Genomic DNA, 19,763 nt, shown 5'->3' with positions numbered 1-19,763 from the left:
CGAACGCGAGGGTCATGAGGCGGGAGAAAAGGCAGTGGCGTGCATTTGATGAGCCCCCTACGACAACAGAGGCCTTCAAGGTCCGGTCGCTACGGCGCCGGCAGGGTACCAGAAGCAAAGCTTCGATATTCCCTTCAGGTATCTCGCTGGCCGATCACGCCAGGTGATGGTATCGCGTGCGCAAATCCGACCAACAATCCACCCTCCTCCACTGGCGAGCGCGAGACGATACGAGGCCGTCAAATCGGTGTAGGCTCGCCCTTGGATCTCCTGGCATGGCGTGGACGATACCGGTTCATGATTGCGGCGACACGTCGAACGCGCGGATGTTTTTCAAGAATCTCGAGATCAACCGAGAGCTTCGGCCTCCAGTTCGGATAAGTCCTGTCGGTGCCAGGAATATTGGTCGGTGCGGGTTCATCCGTCAGATCCGCCAGACGAACGGAGGCCAGCATCGAGGGCGTCATGGCGATGAATTCATGCGCGGCCATGGCGAGCTCTTCCGGCTCGCTGGCCGGTGCACCAGCGTCTGAGGCAAGGAGACCCAAAGCTGAAAAAGCCTTCAGCACCCGCTTGCGCTCTTTAACGCGGTTGTCTTGATGTTGAACGGTTGTTTCTTCCGACACAAGCTCATGTTCCAGTCGAAGAGCGATGTCGGCGCCCTTCCACCATCCGGCGAAGGTCTGATGATCGTGCGTGGAGACGCAGGCAAGCGCGAGCTGCGGGTAGTGTTCCGGAAGAACGAAGCCTTCCTCTGTCTGCTCGTAGGACAGGATGCGATAGGAAAGGACGCCGGCCACGGCGAGGTCCTCGCGAAGCCCACTTGCAATCTCGCCGAGGTCTTCGCCGATGACCAAGCATTTGTAATGGCGCGACATGTTCGCCAGTTGTTCCAGCATGTCATCAACGGGATAACGGACATAGGCGCCGTCTGCCGGGGTGGCATTGGTGGGAACGAGATACAGTCTAGCGAAGGCGGCCGCATGATCGATCCTGATGGCGCCAGCATACCGCATCGAAGCCCTCATCAGGCGGGTAAAGGGGGAGGGTTCACCGGCCGTGATCCTATCGGGGTGCAGAGCCGCCAGTTTCCAGTCCTGCCCCTGCGTCGCGAAGGGCTCGGGCGGGTTGCCAACAGCTGCCCCGGCCACATAGGAGGGTTCCTCGCTCCAGGTGGCCGATCCGTCGAGTGCTTCGCCAACTGCGATATCAAGATAAAGGCCGATCCGCATATTGGCCTTGCGGCAGCATTCCTGGGCCTCGCATAGCTGCACATGGGCGAGCCACTGCAGCCATTGATGGAACGCGATATCAGCATGATGCTCCTTTTCGAAAGCATCGACGGCACCGGTGTGGGGCGATCGATATTCCGATGGCCAAGAGCCCCAGCCGGCGCCTGAACCTCTCGCGGACTGAGCGGATGACAAAGTCTCGAACAGGGCGTGAAGGCGCAGGCTTTCACCGCCCTTGCTGACGAACTCCTCGAATGCGACATTAGGGCTTTTTCGACCCGCTTCAAAAATCGTGCGAAGGACGCCGAGCTTCAGGCGTGCCACGGCTTCATAATCGACGAGCGATCTTGCGCGTAGTTCTGAAAGCTGCGCCTCGATGGCAGGGTCGTTGACGAAACCGCCTACCTCGTCCACGGCGATATAAAGGGGGTTGAGAAACCTGCGATTGGAGGGCTCATAAGGGCTGCACCGCGCGGCATCGTAAAGGAAACCGGCATGCAGGGGATTGAGGCCAACAAAATCGGCGCCGAGCCTGCCGGCCATGCCACAGACAGTCCAAAGATCCTTGAAGTCACCAATGCCCCAATTGCGGCCGGAGCGCAGCTCGTAAAGCTGCAGACTGAGCCCCCAAGCCGGTTGTTCGACAAGATCAGCAGGCGCATGACACCGGCTATCTTCCCCAGAAGGGACGCCGTCGGCAGTCTCGCCGAGCGCAACAAGCATAGTGCGCAGATTGTCGTCAGAGACCCGCACTGCATGCCCCTCGGGCGAGGGGCGAACGAGCTCGATGCCTTTTTGCCTAGCCAGACGTTGGATCGAGGTGGCGGCCTCTCTCATGCTGGACCTCCGTCAGTACATGCGCCTATCGTTAAGGCCGAATTTCATAAGCAGGAACGGCCGGCGATGCGCGGTACGCCTAAGCGCGCCCGTCGAGGGCTTGTTTCATCAAAAGCGTGTAGTCAGGCAGTGACGATTGTCTGCGATCTTGCGCAATTGCGACATCGGTGACCGCTTGATAGTCGGGATCGCCTCCTTCGGCATATTGCGTCTGAGGTCCTTCGGGTCGTTCCGGCGCTTGGCGGCTCGGCAGCTGATGTTCAACCATCGTGGCACTCCGTTATTGGCTCGCAGCTCAACTTCGGGCGATCAAATTCGTTCCGTGTCGATCGGGTGTTACTGCCGCTGAGTTCTCCGCTTCTCAGTCGGTTGGGACGCAGCTTTCGATCCTGATTAACGCACGCCCTGGAACAAGCCCGCCTCAACCAGGTTTTGAGCCGGTAGCAACTGGAGGGTGGACATGAACTATATCTGGCTTTTCGTCGTGGCAGGAGGCGCAGCCTTGCTCGGGCTTGCCTTGGCCTTCGGCATGATCAGGCAGGATCCACGACGATCGGTCGGCGCGATGATCGGGGCCTTTCTGATTGCGATTCTGGCCGTGATTGGCGGGCTCTATGTCTCCAGGGCGCCGACCGCGCCTATCGTACCGCCTGATCGTGAAGGCACGGACAAGGCACTTCCTGCTGCGCCCGCACAGCCCGGAGCGCTACCGGGGCACCAAAACACCCAATAGTATTCGTCTCGGCGTCGCGCGGCTGCGATCGCCCGATCTTGCGACAGCCCCCTCAGAGTGGCTGTCTCCGGGAGCTCGCAATCCGCGGGACGGACGGGCCGGGCGCGCAGCGCTCGCAAGAAGCGCGACTACCGCCCATCTGCCGCATTGTTTTTGCGCAGCCGCCCGAAAACGCGTTCGATGTACCGCCGTGTCGTTTCGGCGCGAAAGCAATGACTTCGATTGGGCATATGGTCTTCTCTACAATCGGCTTCGCGGTAATGCGACCAAACCGGTGGCAAGCTATCAATGGACAATGATGTCGGCAGGATAGTGGAAGCGACTGGCGTCGTGGGCTAAGGAAGCGCAGCGGAGGCTTCGGCGCGCCAGGCCGGCAAGTGCTGCTCCGTTTGGCCAATGCAATCGCGGCAAGCGCGCTGTCACGTCCGCCCATCTCGGGCCCGGAGGGACCCTCACCTTTGACGTCCGGCACGGATCTAGGAAGATTGGCGGCATTCCGGCCGGAACGATTTGTCGCCTTCCGCGTTTTCATGCCGCAATGCGGAGAGCATATCAAAATGAGTACCCATTTCCATCCCAGGACCATTGTCGCAGGTCGGGCCAACGAGGTGTTGGACGTCAAGCGTTTTGCAAGCGACCACAAGCTCGACGACAAACAAACACGTGACCTCCTCCGCCTGTTTGGCGCCTTCGCGACCCGTCATGAGCTGCTCACCAACTGCGTCATACCGCGCACTACGCGTTGAGAGCATGTCGGCTGCGTAATCTCGCCCGCTGATTAGGCGCGGGCCGAGGGTAGAGCGAGAAGGTGCCCATGCCATAGGCGCCTTTGGCACGGACGAAAAATTGCTGCGCGTGTGGGCATTCACAAAGCTCGGGAAGAGGCTAACGCTTTTCAGCTCCCACAGGGAGGAGTAACTTGTGAAGAAAGCCTAACGCTTTTGCAGCTCCCCGCGTGGAAATCGTATGTCCGACACCCTCCTCTACCTCGAGCTCGACCTTAAATCCGGCGGCTCCGAGACGGGCTGCAGCCATCGTCGAGGCAAAAGCCGGTATCGTCTGGTCGGCCTCTCCGTGAATCAGGAGAATCGGCGTCTCGTTGCTCTTGGAAGAGACGGGCGTGGGCGGCAGAAGACCCGAGAACGAAACGAGCGCGCCAATCGTCCAGCGGCCACTGGCAACCGCGTCGAGGGCGACGATCGCGCCTTGCGACACGCCAACGAATGCGACGCGAAAGTGAGCGTTGCGAAATCCTTCTCTGTCGATGATCTCGCCAACGACTGTATCAAAGGCGGCCCGCACAGCCTCGATCCGTTCGGGCTGGAGCTGATAAGCGTCGACGTTGAACCATTGATGGCCACGCGGGTGGGGAAAGGGCGCGTCGAGAGCAACGAAACGCGCGTTTGGAAGCGACGAGCGCCAGGATGAGGCAAGCGGCATCATCTGAGCGCCTGACGCACCAATACCATGGAAGAAAATGACGAGACTATCGCGCGAAGTCATGGGATCCTTGAGATATTGCGATTGGAAGGTGGGGCGGCCGTGGCGCAACAGACGAAGCCGAGTGAGACCGCCACCTTGCAGCGGCCATGCCAACTGCTTTTTTTCGGGCACGCCCGTAAATGTGTCTCTACCGCGTTGGTCGCAAGCATCCGGTGTTGCTGCGTACGCTGGGCGACAGAGCCCCTCCGTCCCGGCCGCTTTTAGCGTCGCTCTCCAGTAAAGCGTCGGCCCAGGCAGATCATCGCTGCAAGCGCGGTCGACGCCGGATCAAATTGCGCCGGGAGCGTCCTTCGCTGGCGTTCCTTCACTTCGGGCAGATCTCCACATGCGGCAGGAGCGCTGGCGGTGCCTCGCTATTGAGATCGCCTCCATCGCGAAAGGGCCACCGAATTGCCGGCGAAAGCTCCAATCCTGGCGGGAACAATCGCGTGATGGGATGGTTAGCAGGCCTTGCCAACCCAAGGAGAAGTCAATGTTCTATACAGACAACAAGCTTCAATTTCCCGTGCGTGTTGAAACGCCTGACCCGCAGTTTGCCCGCGCGTTGCAGCAGGCAATCGGCGGCGTCGAGGGCGAAATCCGGGTCGCCATGCAATATTTCTTCCAGGCCTGTGGCGCGCGCGGCAATCCGAAGTTTCGCGATCTTCTCATGAACACCGCCACAGAAGAGCTGGGCCATATCGAGATGCTTGCGACGGCGGTTGCTCTCAACCTTGAAGGTGCTCCGGTTTCGGTCAAGGACGAAGTGGCTGCCGATCCAGTCGCAAGCGCGGTCCTCGGTGGCATCAATTTGAAGAACCTGCTGTCTGCCGGTCTGTCGGCAATGCCGGTGGACTCTGACGGTGTTCCGTTCAACATGTCCCACATTTACGCGAGCGGCAACATCGCCGCAGACATGACCGCCAATGTCGCTGCGGAGTCGACCGGCCGCGTACTGGCAACGCGACTTTACAACCTGACTAACGACCGCGGCATGAAGGAGATGCTGTCCTACCTGATCGCCCGCGACACGATGCACCAGAACCAGTGGCTGGCAGCCCTCGAGGAGCTCGGCGGATCCACGGGCGTCTTTCCAATCCCCAACAGCTTCCCCCAGGAGCAGGAAAACCAGGAATTCAGCTACGCTTATCTCGGATTCCATCAAGACGGCAGCGCACCCGCTGCAGGCCGGTGGTCGCAGGGACCTTCCGTCGATGGCAAGGGCGAGTTCGTGAGCGCCCTGATGAAGCCGCTTGGTCCTGAACCGGCGTTCGGCCCAGCCCTCCCCAATAGCGGCGCCCAAAGCGAACAGATGTAACGTTAATGGCGGGCTTCAGCCCGCCATACCTAGCTACAGGGCGGGTGGTCGCCTTTGTCTTTTCCGTCTACCATTCAATCACGGCCTCCAGCCATAGCCCGTCGGCATCAAGACAGAGGGGACCAGGCCCGCCCAGCAACTGGGGTGAAGGAGCACCAGCGTCGCTGCTGAGGAGGGGCGGCAAATCTAGGTGCTCGCTTCCTTACGTATTGTCAGCTTCCACGTCTCGTGGACAATTTGTGTTCGACGGAATCGCCGCCGGTTGTTCCAAACAAGTGTCGCATATGGCCTTTGAGGTTTTCTGGTAAACCGGCTGCCAGTCCGCGGCGTTTGCTCGTTGCCTGCGCCACCAGTCCGGCCGCGGGGTGGCAGTTTCGGTTCGCTTGCGTACCAGCCTACCTCTGCCTGTTGATTTCAGGCGAGAATTGATCAACCTTCGTGTTCCAGTGAGGGAGGGGCAGCGCCGGGGGGCGACGCCCAAGAGGCGGGGTGGTTCGGGACGGAACTACCCCGTCCTGGATTCGGAGCGATGGCCGCCCTCATGTCGACGCCAGTTAAGGTCGCTCGCGGACCCGACCAGATCATGTGCTATAATGAACCTGAGGGAATTACTCTCAACGATCCGTTCGCCGTGCTTGCGCCTTCGCATCTCCGCATCGTTCGAGGTCGCGCCCCTGCGCTGGGAACAGGCAGCACGGAACCACTTGCGAACAACGTCATCCGCCTGGCCGGCGCTCTTCCACCGGATCGATCCGCTCCGTGATGCCGCTCAACCCCCAAGTCCGTGGTCGTCAACTTGATCCTGGATCGTTCGTACCCTCCTCCGTCACCATGGACATGTCCGGAAGCAGGCTCGTTTGGCACGGAACAGCTGAACGCTTGCCTAGCCATTTCAGCACTCTGATTTCGTCCAAGTCCATCCAATCCAGAAGCCGAGTACTCCGCGTCCTCAGCTTGAGGACATCGCTCAACGACCCGGCCTCGAAGTCCTCGAAAACCGCGGGATGAATGTAGGACGAGCGGCAGACGGATCGCGTGTTGACGAGTGTTGCGGCGACCCCGTCTATGGCTTGGTTCAGCTGACGGGAGAGCTCGCGTTTGGTGGACGCCGCCTTGATCGACGCAAGCGCCTCAACCGCCAAGCATGTGGCACCCCAGGTTCGGAATTGTCTCGAACTGAAATCTTCTCCCGTAATGTCCTTGATATAGCAGTTCACATCATGCGACGTGATCTGGCGGCATGCACCGTCCTCGCACATATACTGGAACAGGTTTTGCCCCGGTAGTTCCTGAAGTTTGCGCACCACATTGGCGATCCGGCGGTCGCTGTGCGAAAGGTTCCACTCCTTGCCTGATTTGCCTTTGAAGCGGAACCTGACGCTACCCCCCTCGACGACGACGTGACGACTTCGAAGCGTGGTCAGTCCATAGGATTTGTTCGTCTTGGCGTAGGCCGCGTTGCCAATTCGAATGTAAAGATTGTCGAGCATCCAGACGACCGTCGCCAATGCCTTGTCCATGGTAAAGCCGCGTGAACGAAGATCGCTATCAACCCTCTCGCGCAGGTCGGGAAGCCGGCGGGCAAACTCGCCGAGGCGATCAAACTTTGCCTTGCCCCGCTCCGCATGCCATTCGGGATGATAGCGATACTGACGCCTTCCGCGGGCATCGGTTCCGACAGCCTGCAGGTGGGAAAACGGGTTGGTCGAGATGATGACATTCTCATAGGCGGGCGGAATCGCGAGGGCGTTGAGCCGCTCGATCTCCGACGGTTCCGTGATGCGCCTGCCGTCCGGCCTGTAATAGTCGAAGAAGTCCCCCCGTTTGTCCCGGGTGATGCCCGTTTCAAGACCGGGGACGTAGACGAGGCCAGAGGCAAGCTTGGCCTCCGCGCCCATGGTAGCGAAGCCGGTGACGATGTGGTTCATTTGCCGGTAACTTGGAGACATTGATTCGGTTCCCTCAGGGACAACGCATCCCGGTGCGGTTCGCTTCGGCTGACACTTCTAAACGGTGGGATGGCATACGAAGTTTTTGAGTCTTCGTGAGGCGGTGAGACGGCAGATCACGTTTCTTGATGATTACCCCGATGCCTACCAGACCGCGGTCTAAAGACCCGCCTCCGCCACGGTGATGCGAACCTAGGCGCTCTTGTTCGGACCACAACTTTCCGGCACCGGCAAGTGGCACTAATCGCGACCCTTCTCAATGAGAGACTAAATCTCAACAAGCAGCACGACTTGCTCCGCAAAAGAGCTCGTCACCTTTGATAGCGGCACCGCACGCAAGGCGAAGCAAACGGTTGGAACGGACGCCGAGCCCGCGAGCAAGACAAGACCAAACCAAGCCGTCCAGCACCAAGTGGTCCTGGCAGGGCCGACTGAACCAGACGCAATATCGAACCGACACAGGTCTTTGCCGCGCGATGCGAGTTCGGGGGCAATAGCTGATTGCGAGATGTCTGGCTGAAAGCACGAAAACGCAGGGAGCGCTTGCTCTCAGAGCTGGCGGGCTTGCGCCGCAGCCTGCATGCGCGCGAGCCGAAGTCTGGCGGTCTTGGCGTCGCGCTGTCGACGCTCTTCTTCAAGTGCCTCCCGTGCCGCTTGGTTCGTCCGCTCCAGGACATCCATCCTCTGCTCTGCATTCATTGTGTTTCTCTTCCGCACGATCTCAGTGTCTGGCATGGTTGCCTCCTTCTCCTGAGAAGGCTGAACGCGCTTTTGGCGCAGAGGATGCGGTACGCTAGCGGACCCAAGACCAGCCTTTGTCCTGAACGGGACTAAGGGCGCGCGGTRCAAGTTTTACCTGATGGTGACCGGCCGCGGCCCGAGGTCGATATGACTTTCCCCGAATCTGGAACAGGTCTGCGCGAGCTTCGACAGGATTATCACAGGCTTCTTGCCTCCTGCGCAACGGGACCTAAATGGCAATTGATCGGACGGGAGATGATAATGGCAATTCTAAACGACTGGCTGGATGATCGCGTTCAGGAAATCATCGGCACCCCGGGCTTCCACCACCAGAAGTCGGATTTTCGGGATAAGGCGAAGCATCTGGTCGACAGGGGCAAGGAAGAAGGCTTCAGCGTCGCAGAGATCAAGGAAGCTTGTGGCGGAGATGTCGAACGCTTCTTGCTGGAGCATCAAAACGCGATGACTGACGTCGAAGCGCAACAGGTCACCCTGACAAGGCACTAGGCTCGCCCAGGTCTACCGGCAGCAGGGTTGGGTTCTACCGCCCGGCAATGCCGCGTGCTCCTGCTCGGATTTCAGGGGGTCATGGACGAGATAGGGCGTAGGGCTAGTGGCCGCACGCCGCTGGGCAGGTCGTAAGGTCATCCTTGACGCGATCCCGTGTTTTGGCTCGCTCCTGCCGGGCTGTCCGGGCTTTAGGGGAACTCCCTTTCTCTCTGATCGTTGTCGCTAGGAGAAAGGGAGAATGCAATGGTCGTGATCTATCATGTCGCAGAACACGATGAGGGATTTGCCTATCGGATGGAGGACGTCTGGTCGGAGACCTTCGTGTCTCACGAAGAGGCTCTGCAGGCGGCGCGCGCAGCGGCGAGCCGGCAGCGCCTCAGCGGGGAATCAACCGAAATCACCTTTCAGGATGAAACCGGCGCGTGGCAGACCCAGGAGGTTAGCGGCGAAGATCGTCCGTCGACGGATGTCATTGATGACACTTGAGCAGAAAAAGCTCTTTTAGTGTCAGGATCATGAAAGGACGCTATTGATGTCGAAGATTGAAGCAGAAAAATCCGGTTGGTTGCGCAGCTTCATGACGGAGCTCGGGATTGTCGAGCCCGCGTCGGTCGCTGAGCTAGAAGAGGACCACCGGGAAGTGATCGAGGCTTATCGGAACGGAAAGATCACGCGGGCCATGCTGAAAGGCAGCTTGATGAACGACGAACGTGTCAGCACCCAGGTCGAGATCTCCGCCGCCGAAAGGCAATTGTAGTTCTCCGTTGATCCGCCTCGCAAGCGCGTCCGGTTCGCATTGACCACGACGACAACCAGCAAGAGGATAGACTGGTCGCAGGACGTAGCGCTAGCGTATAGATCAACAGCGCGGCAGAACCTCCAGGGCCAGCTCTAATCCTTGTTAGGAGCGCCGTCCCATCGCTAGCGAAAACAGCCGTGCCTGCCTGTCGGCAAAGGCTCGGGGATCAACTGGCCTGTCGCCATCGAGGATGCGGGCCTCATCGAGCAAAAGCCATGCGGCATCCTGCCGGAATACCTGATCCTTCATCGCCGCGATTTCTCGCACCAGTTCGTTTCCAGCATTGATCTCCAGGATCGGCTTTGAAGCGGTCTGCAGCCTGCCAGCACCCTGAAGGATCTTTTCGAGCTGCCGATCGGGGCCATGTTCAGGGGCAACCAGGCAGACCGCGCTTTGCGTTAAGCGGCCGGAAACACGGACATCGGCCACAGCCTCGGCCAGAGTGGCTCGCGCAAAATCGATAAAGGCGGCGACGTCCGCGGACGACTGGGAACTGTTGTCGCGATTATTTAGCGCATCGTCCAGGCCGTCCAGATCGGCTGCACCTTGAGTTATCGATTTGAAGGTTTTGCCTTCATAGTCAGGGGCGTTTGTCGGCCAGAAGCTATCGACTGAATCGGTCAGAAGCAGCACTTCAATATTTTTTGCTCGAAAACCTTCCAGCTGGGGCGACGCGTTCAGCTGATCAATCGAGGACCCACTTATATAGTAGATCGCGGTCTGTCGATCTTTCATGTCGGCAAGGTACTCCGCCAGGCTGCGTGTCTCCTGACCGGAAAAGGTGGTGCGAAAGCGCGCGAGCTTGAGCAGCTGGACGCGCCGTTCGAAATCCTCGTAGATGCCCTCCTTGATGATCGCGCCGAACAGGTCCCAGAACGTCTTGAAGGTCTGGGCGTCATTCTCGGCCATCTTCTCCAGTGCGGCGAGAACACGCCCGGTCACACCCTTTCTGATCGCGGCGAGAATCGGGCTTTCCTGGATCATCTCACGTGAGATGTTCAACGGCATATCCGCCGTGTCGACGATGCCCCGCACAAACCGCAGATAGCGCGGCAGCAACTCGGCCTCGTCCGTGATGAAAACCCGCTTGACGTAGAGCTTCATCCGACCGTGGCGGTCTGGATCGAAAAGATCGAAAGGCTGCGAGCCCGGGATGAAGGCGAGCGCGGTATAATCCTGGCGCCCTTCGGCGCGGAAGTGCACGGTGTGCAGGGGCTCGTCGTATTGGCCCGACACGCCTCGATAAAAATCGTCATATTCCTGTTTCGAAATTTCAGTCTTGGGCTTTGTCCAAAGCGCCAGGCCGTCCGTGACCTGCTGCGGATCGCTTCCCTCCTTTTCGACCAGGCGGATGGGCACGGGGACATGGCCGGACTGCTCGCGGATGATGCTCTCCACCGTCCACCGGGCAGTGTATTTCTTCGCGTCGCCCATCAGGTGAAGCACGACGCGGGTTCCTCTCGTCGGAGCACTACTACCATCGACGCCGACAATATCGTAGCTGCCCTTGCCGTCGGACGACCACCTCCATGCCTCCTCACCGCCGGCCCGCCTGGAAATGACATCGACGCGATCGGCAACCATGAAGGAGGAGTAGAACCCGACGCCGAACTGGCCTATCAGCTCGGCCTTTTCCCCGCCTTTCGCGGCCTCGATCCGTTCCATGAAGGCGCGGGTGCCCGACCGCGCGATCGTGCCCAGCGCATCGATCATCTCCTCTCGGCTCATGCCAATGCCGTTGTCCTCCACACTCAGTGTCTGCTTGTCTTCATCGAGGCTGACGAGGATTTGCAGCTGCGCGCCGTCTGCGCTGAGATTGGGCTGGGAAATCGACTCGTAGCGAAGTTTCTCGCAGGCATCGGCAGCATTCGAGATCAACTCGCGTAAGAAAACGTCCTTGTCCGAATAGACCGAGTGCACCATCATGTGCAGGAGGCGGCTGACATCGGCTTCGAATGGATGTTGTTCAGGCTGACGTTCGTCTGTTCTCATAGATCTTCCCTCATCTCTTGCGTCGCACCTGCGGTCCGACGCAGATTCGACCGGACAACTTAGTTCACCGTGCGCAACAGGCAAGATCCTAAGCTTTCTCCCTCAGCGCTCAGGCTACCGGAACCCGGGTTTTCGCGAGTGCCCTGCTCGATATCAGCGCGGCGGCTACGAGCGGCACGACTGTCCAGTAAGAACAGCGCACGCCGAAATACTCGGCGACGAAGCCGAGCAGCGGCGGCCCCGCGAAAAAAACCAGAAATGTCGTTTGTCCCAGAGCTGCCACATTGACGGACGGTGCGCGATCACCCCTCCCCGCCGCTGCGGAAATTGCCAGTGGATAGACAGCCGAACATCCGATGCCGGTCAGTGCGAAGCCTGCGAGCGCAACCACCGCATGCGGGGCCGTCGCCACCATGACCAGGCCCGCGGCGGTGATGAGAAGCAGGCTCCTGGCGACGGCGAGCGCATCAAAGCGGTCAACGAACTTGTCCATGACGAGCCTGCCAATGGCAATCATGAGGGAGAATATCGTGACGCCAAGGCCCCCAACGAAGGGAGATGCCGCGAACACGTCGCGCATGTAAATCGCCGACCAATCCACGCTTGCCCCTTCGGCGAGCAAGGGTGCAGCGCCGATCAAGCAAAGAGGTAGGAGGCCGAGGGTCGGCAGCGCGATCAGGTGCTTGCCGATTTTGGGTGTGTTGTCTCTGCGAGGCGCGGTTTGGATCTGCGTGAAGATGATCGTTCCACTGATCAGGATCAGCGCAAGCGCTAGCGCCATGTGAATCTCGACTGGTATCGTCGCTTGACGCATGATCGCGCCGACGAGAGCCGTAATGAAGAAACCGGTGCTCCACATGCCATGCGCGCGGCTCATAATCCTTCGTCCAAGCCGGGCTTCGTGGCGATCGGTTTCGATGTTCGCGTTGATCTCGAAGGCGCCGGTCAGGATACCAGCCACAAACAGGACCGGAGCGGCGGCGACCGCCGAAGGCATCCAGGGAACAAGGGCAAATCCGGTGCTTGCGCCAAATACTGTCAGGAAAGCCATGGTGCGGGCGCCGAACCTTTCGATCACCGGAACGGAGAAGGTCAGGCCGAATAGAACCCCTGAGGACATCGACACTAGCAGAATGCCGAGCTGGCCCTCGGAGAGTGCAAATCGGGCCTGGAGGTCGGGGAGGCGTGAAAACAAAGCTCCGAGCATGAAGGCGACCGCGAACTGGATGAAGAAGATGCGCTGATGTGGCTGCATGAGCGGGTCAAAGCGTCGGGTTGGAGCGATCGAAGCGCGGATGTTCAACGAGGATTGAAACGCAAAGGACCTCATTCTTGTTCCGGATCCCCGGCAAGAGGAAGCAGCGATTTGGCCTGCCTGCTCGCTTCGGGGTGGTGGTGACGACACAACGCTCGCCTGCCACCTCGGTGGGAGAATGTCCTCGTAGCAGGGCCACGACGCCATCTCTTGCCCCTTATTGGCATCGCAACCTCGCAGAGGCCCGAAATTACGTTCTTCGGCGGCAGCAAAAAGCCCCCGTGATAAGCGGGGGCTCTTTTCCGGTCTTTCTGAAACGTTCACCCGATAGTGGGTTGGGGGCGTGCAATCGAGTGACGCCTTTGAAACCTGCGGCGTGACAGAAAGTTCCCACCAGCTTGAAGATCCTGATCGAACAACTTCACCCCCAAGACAGGAGGACAAAGCGTTTGACTGGTAACAGCTCACAGCCAAGGGGCCTCGTTCGTTACTGTCGACTGCCGATGCTCTGGCTGCCGAAAGGGTTCCCGTCGAATGCTGACAAGAGATACGCACCCAACTGATATCTGATCAAACCTTGATCATTGCTCCTTCGCGCATTCATTCCGGTCCATCAGACCTGATGTCCCCTTCGTGGCACCTCTTTTTTACGTCGGCTTTTGTCCGCTCCCGCAGGTTTATTCTTTTGAGGAACGACCCAGCCAAGATCTAGCGTTGAAGAAAGCCCGGCCGACGATCTTGGCCGCGTGCTCGTCCGGCTAGACGAGGATAAGGCACAACTTTTTCACGTCCTGTGCGTTGATGTGACAAATTGGCGATGGAGCGTGTCTGGTGACGAGACTGAATGTTCGAACTTTGGCAAAAGCCGGCTATGCCGCGAGAGGCGTCGTCTTCCTGCTCGTTGCTGCGATGGCCCTCTTCTCGGGTTTGGCCGGCGGCAGGCCAGATACAAAATCAGCTTTGTCGACACTTCTTGATCAGCCCCTCGGACGGGTCTGGGTTGGCACCATTGGCCTCGGTCTGCTCGGCTTCGTGGCCTGGCGACTTGCGCAGTCGCTTGCAGACAGCGATGGACATGGATCAGGCAGCAAGGCACTGGCCATCAGGGCCGCGCTCCTTGGTAGCGCCTTGGCCTATATCGGGCTGGCGAGTTTTGCCATCAGTCACGCCCTGTCGGCGGGCGGTGGCGGGCAGTCCTCGGGCGAGCAAAGTCTTGCACGTTGGATCATGTCCCAACCCTACGGTGCGTATTTAGCGATGGTGGTGGGGCTTGGCTTCATCATCGGCGGGGTGATAACGTCGATGAAGGGGCTGACGCGCAAATTCGAGAAATATCTCCGCTTGCCCGATGCGAAAGGGTTCATGCGTGTCGTTTGCATCTATGGCCTTGTCGCTCGCGGTATTGTGTTCGCCCTTACAGGCCTGCTTTTCGCATACGCGGGTATTACGGTAGACCCCGATCAGGCAGGCAGCATGTCGGATGCGCTGACATGGTTGCGACAGCTCCCCTTCGGTGCGCTCCTCTACATTTTGGTTTCTCTAGGCCTAGCCGCATTCGGGCTCTACAATCTCGTCGAGGCGCGTTACCGCGTCGTGCATGGCCCCTCCCTCAACGACGTGAAGAAGGCCGTGATGATCCCACGGTCGTGAAGGCGACTATCGACGCCCATCCCGCCTCTTTCAGACATGTTCGCGCCACGTGTAGGCTCCGGAAATATTCTCGCTCTAAAAGTGTCGGATTCACGGGAAGCGACATCGCGTCGACGCCGGCGTTCATGGATAAACCTCCGCGGCATGGGCCGCCTCGGCGAAAGTCCGTCGCGCCAGGTCGGTGCTGCCCAGCCGACTGGTTGCATCGACGCACCTGCGCCTTTCGGCATCGCAGAGGGGACCGCACCGCTGAAGACCATGTGCGGTTGAGGACCTGCAATGCTGCCTCCAATCCGTCGATGCGTTGGCGGTGCCCGTCGGCGGTACGGACAAACACCGGCGGCTCCCAGATAAGATGGAAGTCGACATTGATAATCTTGCTCATTGAGCTGGTCCTGATCGCGGTTTGATGGGGTCGAACCAAGTTGAACGGCGGTTGTTCCTGCGTCAAATGACTTGGTGCGCAAGCGTACCGGCTCGGCTTAAGCATGATCTCCACAAGCACCTTCGATCCCGGCATCGACGGGAGCCTTCTGTTGCGGCGCATCCTTTCGTGTGCACCCTTTCGGGTCCAGTATGACCAACGCCTCAAGCCTACCCGAAGATATCGAGATTTCTTCTTTTGCTACGTCGACAGCGCTGCAACTTTCAAGGTTCAGATCTTCGGTCGTTCCGACGGTAGCAGGCACGTCATGACGTCGGCGGCGTCCGCGACGTTTTTCTCAGGCCCGAAGCAATGGTATCAGCAAAGAGACTTGTCGCCGCGGCGATTAGCATCAAGGACATTCCGAGGAGGCTGCGGAGACTAACGGGTTCTCCTGCCAGAAATGCTCCGACCACGACCGCGATGGCGGGAGACACGAAGGCGAAGCTGCCCGCTTTGGCCGGCCCGATATCTCGCAAAAGCTGCACATAATATCGGTATCCGAGAAGAGAGCCGAAGATAACGAGGAAAAGCCATGCGCCGATGACTGGCGAGCCGGAATGCCACGCCCCCAACCGCGTCATCGCCAATAACGCGTCTGGCTCGGATACCAGTGACCAGGCAAGCAGTAAGCAACCGCCGATGAGCATCGTCGAGCCCGATAGAAACGTGCTGCCGTAACGGGAAACAAGCGGGCGCGCCATAACTGAGCCCCATGCTGAGGAGATCGCCGCCCAGCCTATCGCCAGAAGTCCGAGCACAGATTGGCCTTCCGACCCCGCCTGCCTCAGCGCCGGCATAAAGAGGATGCATAGACCTGCAATCCCGAGCATCATGGCGCCAGCGCCGACGGCATTCCAGCGTTCTTCACCCGCAAGAACGCCGAAGGCCAGAAGCGCAAGGGGCGTCAGCGACATCTCGACAACTGCCGACGTGCCTGAGGAAACGAACTGCATACCCCAGAACAGCGGGCCATAGCACAGGGCGATCATCAATAAGCTGACGATTAGGAGCCGTATGAGGTTGTCCGGAGAAAAAGACTCGAGACTTTTGCCTCTTCCGGCCCATGCGAGCATCACCAACCCCGCGGCGATGAACCGCGTTGCTGCAAAAAGGCTCGGTGGCACGGCCTCTACCCCCGTCTTTACGGCAATCCAGGTGAGCCCCCAGACGAGACAGAGGACGACGAACTTGAGATGATGTCGTGATACCGTCATGATCAAAACCTTGCGAATGCAACGGGTAAAGAGTACTTATACCGTGACGAACTTTCGAAACACGAACTTGTTCCTTGGAATATGGCCAGCACGACCTCTGATATGCCGCTGAGTGGCGGCCATGCCGCCCTCGATTTTGTCAACACGGTCGACAGCCGCCGGGGACGCTGGGGCCCGGATCTGCTGGGCTCGCTCGGGGATCTTGTCGTCCTCGCCGAAAGACTTGGTCTTGTGGACCCTCTAGAAGGCGAACACCTGAAATGCGTGGCGGCAGCAGATACCCAGGATGCCGGGATCGTCCTTCTCGAAGCGGTCAACTTGCGGGAAGCCGCCTATGGCGTTTTCGAAGCTGAGGACCGAGGAGGTGTCGCATTGACATCGCAGTTGCGGGTTCTTGAGCAGGCTGCTCGCAAAGCACGCGCTCGCGAGGTTTTGAAAATGACGCCTGAAGGCTTGCGGTGGAAACTGCCGCTTGAGGAGAGACGCGATATTGTCGACCTGTTTGCACTGGAGGTCGTTGAACTTCTTATAGATGCCAGCGCGCGTCGGCCCGTACGCGAATGCAAGGGCGACAATTGCGGGTGGCTGTTTCTCGACAGGTCGAAAGGCGGCAGACGGATATGGTGTTCGGAGGCGAGTTGCGGCACGCGTGAGAGGTCCAAGCGGCTTCGTTCACGGCGAAACCAGGACCAAGGAAAGAGCACACGTTGACGCGAGGGCATGCTTGGGGCCTCACCAATGAACAAGGGTCGGCACCTCGCGATTTGCCGGACCATGACGCGCAATGACCGATCGACGACGTGCGAACAAGCCGATGCCGAAGGCCTTCCTAGAAGCCATAAGCGCGGCGGCTCCTTTACCTTTTCCTAACATCTAAAATACATCATCAACATGCCGCAGGAGACAATCGCTACCAAGCTTGAACGCGTAGCGCTAAGACGGCACCTAGACAGGTGAAATCATGAACCGCGTTTTGGCCGTTCTCTCACTCGCTTTGCTGACCAGTTGCTCCCATACGGATCCGCTCGAAGTAGGAAGCGTGACGTCGGCGCCCCGAGCCGCACCCTTTAGCGACCAAGCGGTGATCGCCGCTGTCGTGGGGACCGGAGAGGTCGGGACTTACGCTCTTGCATGGGCCAACCCGGACACTGGCAGCGCCGGTGTGATTGAGCGTATCGATCCTGCCAATGGAGTTGCAAACGGCTGTCGGAAGTTCGTCACCAGCCAGCAGTCGCTCGAGGGCGAGACACGTTTCGACGGAATCGTTTGCCCCTCCGGCAACGCCTGGAGACTTTCGTCGGGCACATGAAAAATACCGAAACGTAGCCACCTTGCGAGCGCCGGGCGATAAGATCGAGCAGAAAGATCTAGAACTTGTAACCGACCTGCAGGCCGGCCCGCGTCATCCCGTCGTTCGGACTGCAAAGGTTGGCGTTTGAAGAGTGCGCGATCTGCGCTAAAAGGTTCCAGTGCTCTGTGAGGCGATAGCCGCCTCCGACATATTCGTGGAACAGAACCCGGCAGCCGAGGTTGGGGCCGCCGTCGTTTCCGTCAAGATCGCCCGTATGGATGACACCGCCAAAGCCCGCTTCGGCGAAGAGCTTGTCGCTGAAATCAACGGTCCAGGTAAAACCTGTGAAGAATTGCGTTGCTTCGCCGCTCAACCCGATCGACGTTCCAAGATGGACTCGCGGATGCAGAAGCTGCTCCCTCCAGCTGCCGGTAGCTTCGTATCCGAACGGATCAAAAAGCACCGTCAATTCCGGAAAAGCCCCGTCTTCTCCCGACCGGCCGCCTTGAACCGATGTCGAAACGCCGAAACGAAACTCATCAAGAGCTGATCTTGAGCTCGTGCGGGAGAACTTTCCAGGCTCCCCGTTGCAACAGCCAGGATAAGCAAAAAGCATTTATCAATACAGGATTTCCGATCCATGCGAATCGACGTCTCCGGGAACCGACAGGAACTGGTAGCACAGCTATTTTCAATGGAAAGCCCGCTTTTCGAGAACGGCAGATTTTCTTGCGAGGTGCAACTCAGGCACCGCGCTTTCGACAGGCGGTTCACGAAGAAAAGCTCTTGGAGAACGCTCAAGCAAGGCGCACGAGGTGCAGCGCGAAAGACTGTGCGCAACGACTGAGGTCACCAGCCGACGATTACATCGAACGCCGGCATCTGGTCGGCAACCTCCGGGCCGCGGCCGGGCAATGATCTTGCCTTCGCAGCAAGCGCTATTGCGAACACTGCAGCAAGTCCCAAAACGAACGGAACCGATGCTTGATGGCGCGACCTGACCCCTTTCTCTATGAGCAGCATCTGTCGAGGGGTATGAAGATTGCCGTCGCTTTTTGCCTTCGCCGGCGACGCCCTCATCAGATTGGTCGCCATAGCCGACTTGAGCAGGCGCGCGGCCAAGTTGGGTGCAAGGAGATAGGCCAGTCTCATCACCGTCGTCACGGATGCGACCATAGTGGTTGGTCGCGGCGATCTTGCCACACATGGACGATGGCGTCGGCAACGCGGCGCGCATCAAGGGCGGGCAGCGGGGCGCTCAGCCGCCTGCCAATGCCTCCAAAAATCCGCGCAGCCCGAACTTGCTGGCGCTATAGGCGGTTGTGAAGGGAGCGGCCGCAACGCCGCCAAAAAAGATCATGTTGATAAAGACCCCCTGCCCTGCCGGAGATAGATCGGCATGGTGGCCTCGTTCTGATTTCGATCAACGCAAACAAGCAATCCTAGGAAGCAGCGAGGCAGGATGTTCGCTGTGTTCTCGACCTCTCTTGCTCGCACCAGAAAGACAGTTGGAGCCGGAACGATAGGGGCCGCAAACGATGGCGACGACGATGGGCCAATCAACAAATCGAAGCCAAACCCGCATCACTCCTTTTCGAACCTGCCGGGATCGGACCAAGGTCCGGCATAGCTGCGACTGAAGTCCGTGGTCAGGAACAGCCTGCATCAACCGTCGTTCGTCTGACAGCCCTGAGGTCGTGTCGACCGGGCCATAGCTCAATATTCGATGGAGGAATGTTCCCATGTTCAAGGCAACCGGCATCGCCTTCGCCGCAGCTCTTCTTGCCAGCACCGCATTTGCCCAGTCGTCCAGTACGCTCGGCACGGGCGGCTCATCGGCTGGCGGCGGAACCTCCAGCAGCACAGTCGGAACTGGTGGAAGCTCTGCCGGCGGAGATTGCACCGCGGGTGCTACCAACTGTCCGTCGGGCAGCGCGTCGACAGTGGGCACCGGCGGCTCGTCAGCTGGCGGCGGTACCTCCAGCAGCACAGTCGGCACGGGCGGTTCTTCGGCCGGCTCCGGTTCGGGCTCGTCTTCCACGCTTGGAACGGGCGGTTCATCGGCTGGCGGCGGCACCTCCGGCAGCTCCGTCGGCACCGGCGGCTCCGCTGCAGGCTCCGGTGATGCCGGTTCGGCTTCCTCGATCGGGGCAAGCGGAACGTCAGCAGGCGACGGCAACAGCGCTAGCTCCGTCGGTACAGGCGCAAGCCAGGCAGGCTCCGCTCACGAAAACAACGGAAAGAAGGGCTGCGCTCCCGGCCAAGCCAAGAAGAGCGGCTCCACCCAATCCTGCTAGCTTGTTATGGCCGGCGCTTTTCAACGCCGGCCATTT

17 protein-coding genes and 1 pseudogene are annotated in these 19,763 nt (G+C 59.4%); 10 read left to right on the top strand and 8 right to left on the bottom strand.

The genetic code is table 11. The features are described from left to right. Positions 1-239: 239 nt before the first annotated feature. On the bottom strand, positions 240-2,069 hold the full coding sequence (gene malQ, locus AC1DF8_RS21700; protein ID WP_478154921.1) for a 4-alpha-glucanotransferase: 1,830 nt from the start codon (positions 2,067-2,069) through the stop codon (positions 240-242). A gap of 460 nt (positions 2,070-2,529) precedes the next feature. On the opposite strand from malQ, the gene AC1DF8_RS21695 reads away from it, so the two are divergent. Both AC1DF8_RS21695 and AC1DF8_RS21690 read left to right on the top strand, forming a co-directional pair. Continuing rightward, complete coding sequence (locus AC1DF8_RS21695; protein WP_478154919.1) at positions 2,530-2,802, top strand: hypothetical protein; 273 nt, start codon at positions 2,530-2,532, stop codon at positions 2,800-2,802. Positions 2,803-3,359: 557 nt separating this feature from the next. Further along, positions 3,360-3,548: a hypothetical protein gene (locus AC1DF8_RS21690; RefSeq protein WP_112543252.1), complete on the top strand. Its 189-nt coding sequence runs from the start codon at positions 3,360-3,362 to the stop codon at positions 3,546-3,548. 139 nt (positions 3,549-3,687) lie between these two features. Here AC1DF8_RS21690 and AC1DF8_RS21685 read toward each other — a convergent pair whose 3' ends face one another. Further along, positions 3,688-4,305, bottom strand: a complete 618-nt coding sequence (locus AC1DF8_RS21685; protein ID WP_478154918.1) for an alpha/beta hydrolase — start codon at positions 4,303-4,305, stop codon at positions 3,688-3,690. A 472-nt stretch (positions 4,306-4,777) separates the two neighbouring features. Here AC1DF8_RS21685 and AC1DF8_RS21680 point away from each other — a divergent pair, with 472 nt between their 5' ends. Beyond that, a complete protein-coding gene (locus AC1DF8_RS21680) occupies positions 4,778-5,602 on the top strand; it encodes a manganese catalase family protein (protein ID WP_478154917.1) in 825 nt (274 codons plus the stop codon). A 791-nt stretch (positions 5,603-6,393) separates the two neighbouring features. Here AC1DF8_RS21680 and AC1DF8_RS21675 read toward each other — a convergent pair. Together AC1DF8_RS21675 and AC1DF8_RS21670 are read right to left on the bottom strand one after the other, a co-directional pair. Further along, complete coding sequence (locus AC1DF8_RS21675; RefSeq protein ID WP_478154915.1) at positions 6,394-7,530, bottom strand: DNA topoisomerase IB; 1,137 nt, start codon at positions 7,528-7,530, stop codon at positions 6,394-6,396. 570 nt (positions 7,531-8,100) lie between these two features. Continuing rightward, positions 8,101-8,286, bottom strand: a complete 186-nt coding sequence (locus AC1DF8_RS21670; protein ID WP_183848977.1) for a hypothetical protein — start codon at positions 8,284-8,286, stop codon at positions 8,101-8,103. 153 nt (positions 8,287-8,439) lie between these two features. On the opposite strand from AC1DF8_RS21670, the gene AC1DF8_RS21665 reads away from it, so the two are divergent. From AC1DF8_RS21665 to AC1DF8_RS21655, 3 genes are all read left to right on the top strand, one after another. After that, positions 8,440-8,799, top strand: a complete 360-nt coding sequence (locus tag AC1DF8_RS21665; RefSeq protein ID WP_478154913.1) for a hypothetical protein — start codon at positions 8,440-8,442, stop codon at positions 8,797-8,799. A gap of 246 nt (positions 8,800-9,045) precedes the next feature. Next, positions 9,046-9,288: a hypothetical protein gene (locus AC1DF8_RS21660; protein ID WP_478154911.1), complete on the top strand. Its 243-nt coding sequence runs from the start codon at positions 9,046-9,048 to the stop codon at positions 9,286-9,288. Positions 9,289-9,334: 46 nt separating this feature from the next. Further along, positions 9,335-9,559, top strand: coding sequence for a hypothetical protein (locus AC1DF8_RS21655; protein ID WP_478154909.1), 225 nt, complete (start codon positions 9,335-9,337; stop codon positions 9,557-9,559). 144 nt (positions 9,560-9,703) lie between these two features. On the opposite strand, the gene htpG is transcribed toward AC1DF8_RS21655, so the two are convergent. Together htpG and AC1DF8_RS21645 are read right to left on the bottom strand one after the other, a co-directional pair. Continuing rightward, positions 9,704-11,593, bottom strand: coding sequence for a molecular chaperone HtpG (gene htpG, locus AC1DF8_RS21650; RefSeq protein ID WP_478155086.1), 1,890 nt, complete (start codon positions 11,591-11,593; stop codon positions 9,704-9,706). A gap of 109 nt (positions 11,594-11,702) precedes the next feature. Next, entirely contained in the window at positions 11,703-12,848 is a 1,146-nt protein-coding gene (locus AC1DF8_RS21645) for an MFS transporter (protein WP_112543363.1), read from the bottom strand. 855 nt (positions 12,849-13,703) lie between these two features. Between AC1DF8_RS21645 and AC1DF8_RS21640 the strand changes: the two genes are divergently transcribed. Then, a complete protein-coding gene (locus AC1DF8_RS21640) occupies positions 13,704-14,498 on the top strand; it encodes a DUF1206 domain-containing protein (RefSeq protein WP_018114265.1) in 795 nt (264 codons plus the stop codon). 690 nt (positions 14,499-15,188) lie between these two features. Here the strand turns inward: AC1DF8_RS21640 and AC1DF8_RS21635 are convergent. Next, complete coding sequence (locus tag AC1DF8_RS21635; protein ID WP_183849393.1) at positions 15,189-16,139, bottom strand: DMT family transporter; 951 nt, start codon at positions 16,137-16,139, stop codon at positions 15,189-15,191. 81 nt (positions 16,140-16,220) lie between these two features. On the opposite strand from AC1DF8_RS21635, the gene AC1DF8_RS21630 reads away from it, so the two are divergent. Both AC1DF8_RS21630 and AC1DF8_RS21625 read left to right on the top strand, forming a co-directional pair. Further along, a complete protein-coding gene (locus tag AC1DF8_RS21630; protein WP_478154906.1) occupies positions 16,221-16,850 on the top strand; it encodes a CGNR zinc finger domain-containing protein in 630 nt (209 codons plus the stop codon). A gap of 250 nt (positions 16,851-17,100) precedes the next feature. Beyond that, complete coding sequence (locus tag AC1DF8_RS21625) at positions 17,101-17,448, top strand: RT0821/Lpp0805 family surface protein (protein ID WP_112543243.1); 348 nt, start codon at positions 17,101-17,103, stop codon at positions 17,446-17,448. A 58-nt stretch (positions 17,449-17,506) separates the two neighbouring features. Here the strand turns inward: AC1DF8_RS21625 and AC1DF8_RS21620 are convergent. Next, positions 17,507-18,072 (bottom strand): annotated as a pseudogene (locus AC1DF8_RS21620) (acyloxyacyl hydrolase). A gap of 1,100 nt (positions 18,073-19,172) precedes the next feature. On the opposite strand from AC1DF8_RS21620, the gene AC1DF8_RS21615 reads away from it, so the two are divergent. Further along, positions 19,173-19,727, top strand: coding sequence for a hypothetical protein (locus AC1DF8_RS21615; protein ID WP_112543239.1), 555 nt, complete (start codon positions 19,173-19,175; stop codon positions 19,725-19,727). The last annotated feature ends 36 nt before the right edge of the window (positions 19,728-19,763 follow it).

It is taken from the genome of Rhizobium sp. 05N49 (genome assembly GCF_056396805.1).
This window is presented reverse-complemented; position numbering and strand designations above follow the sequence as displayed.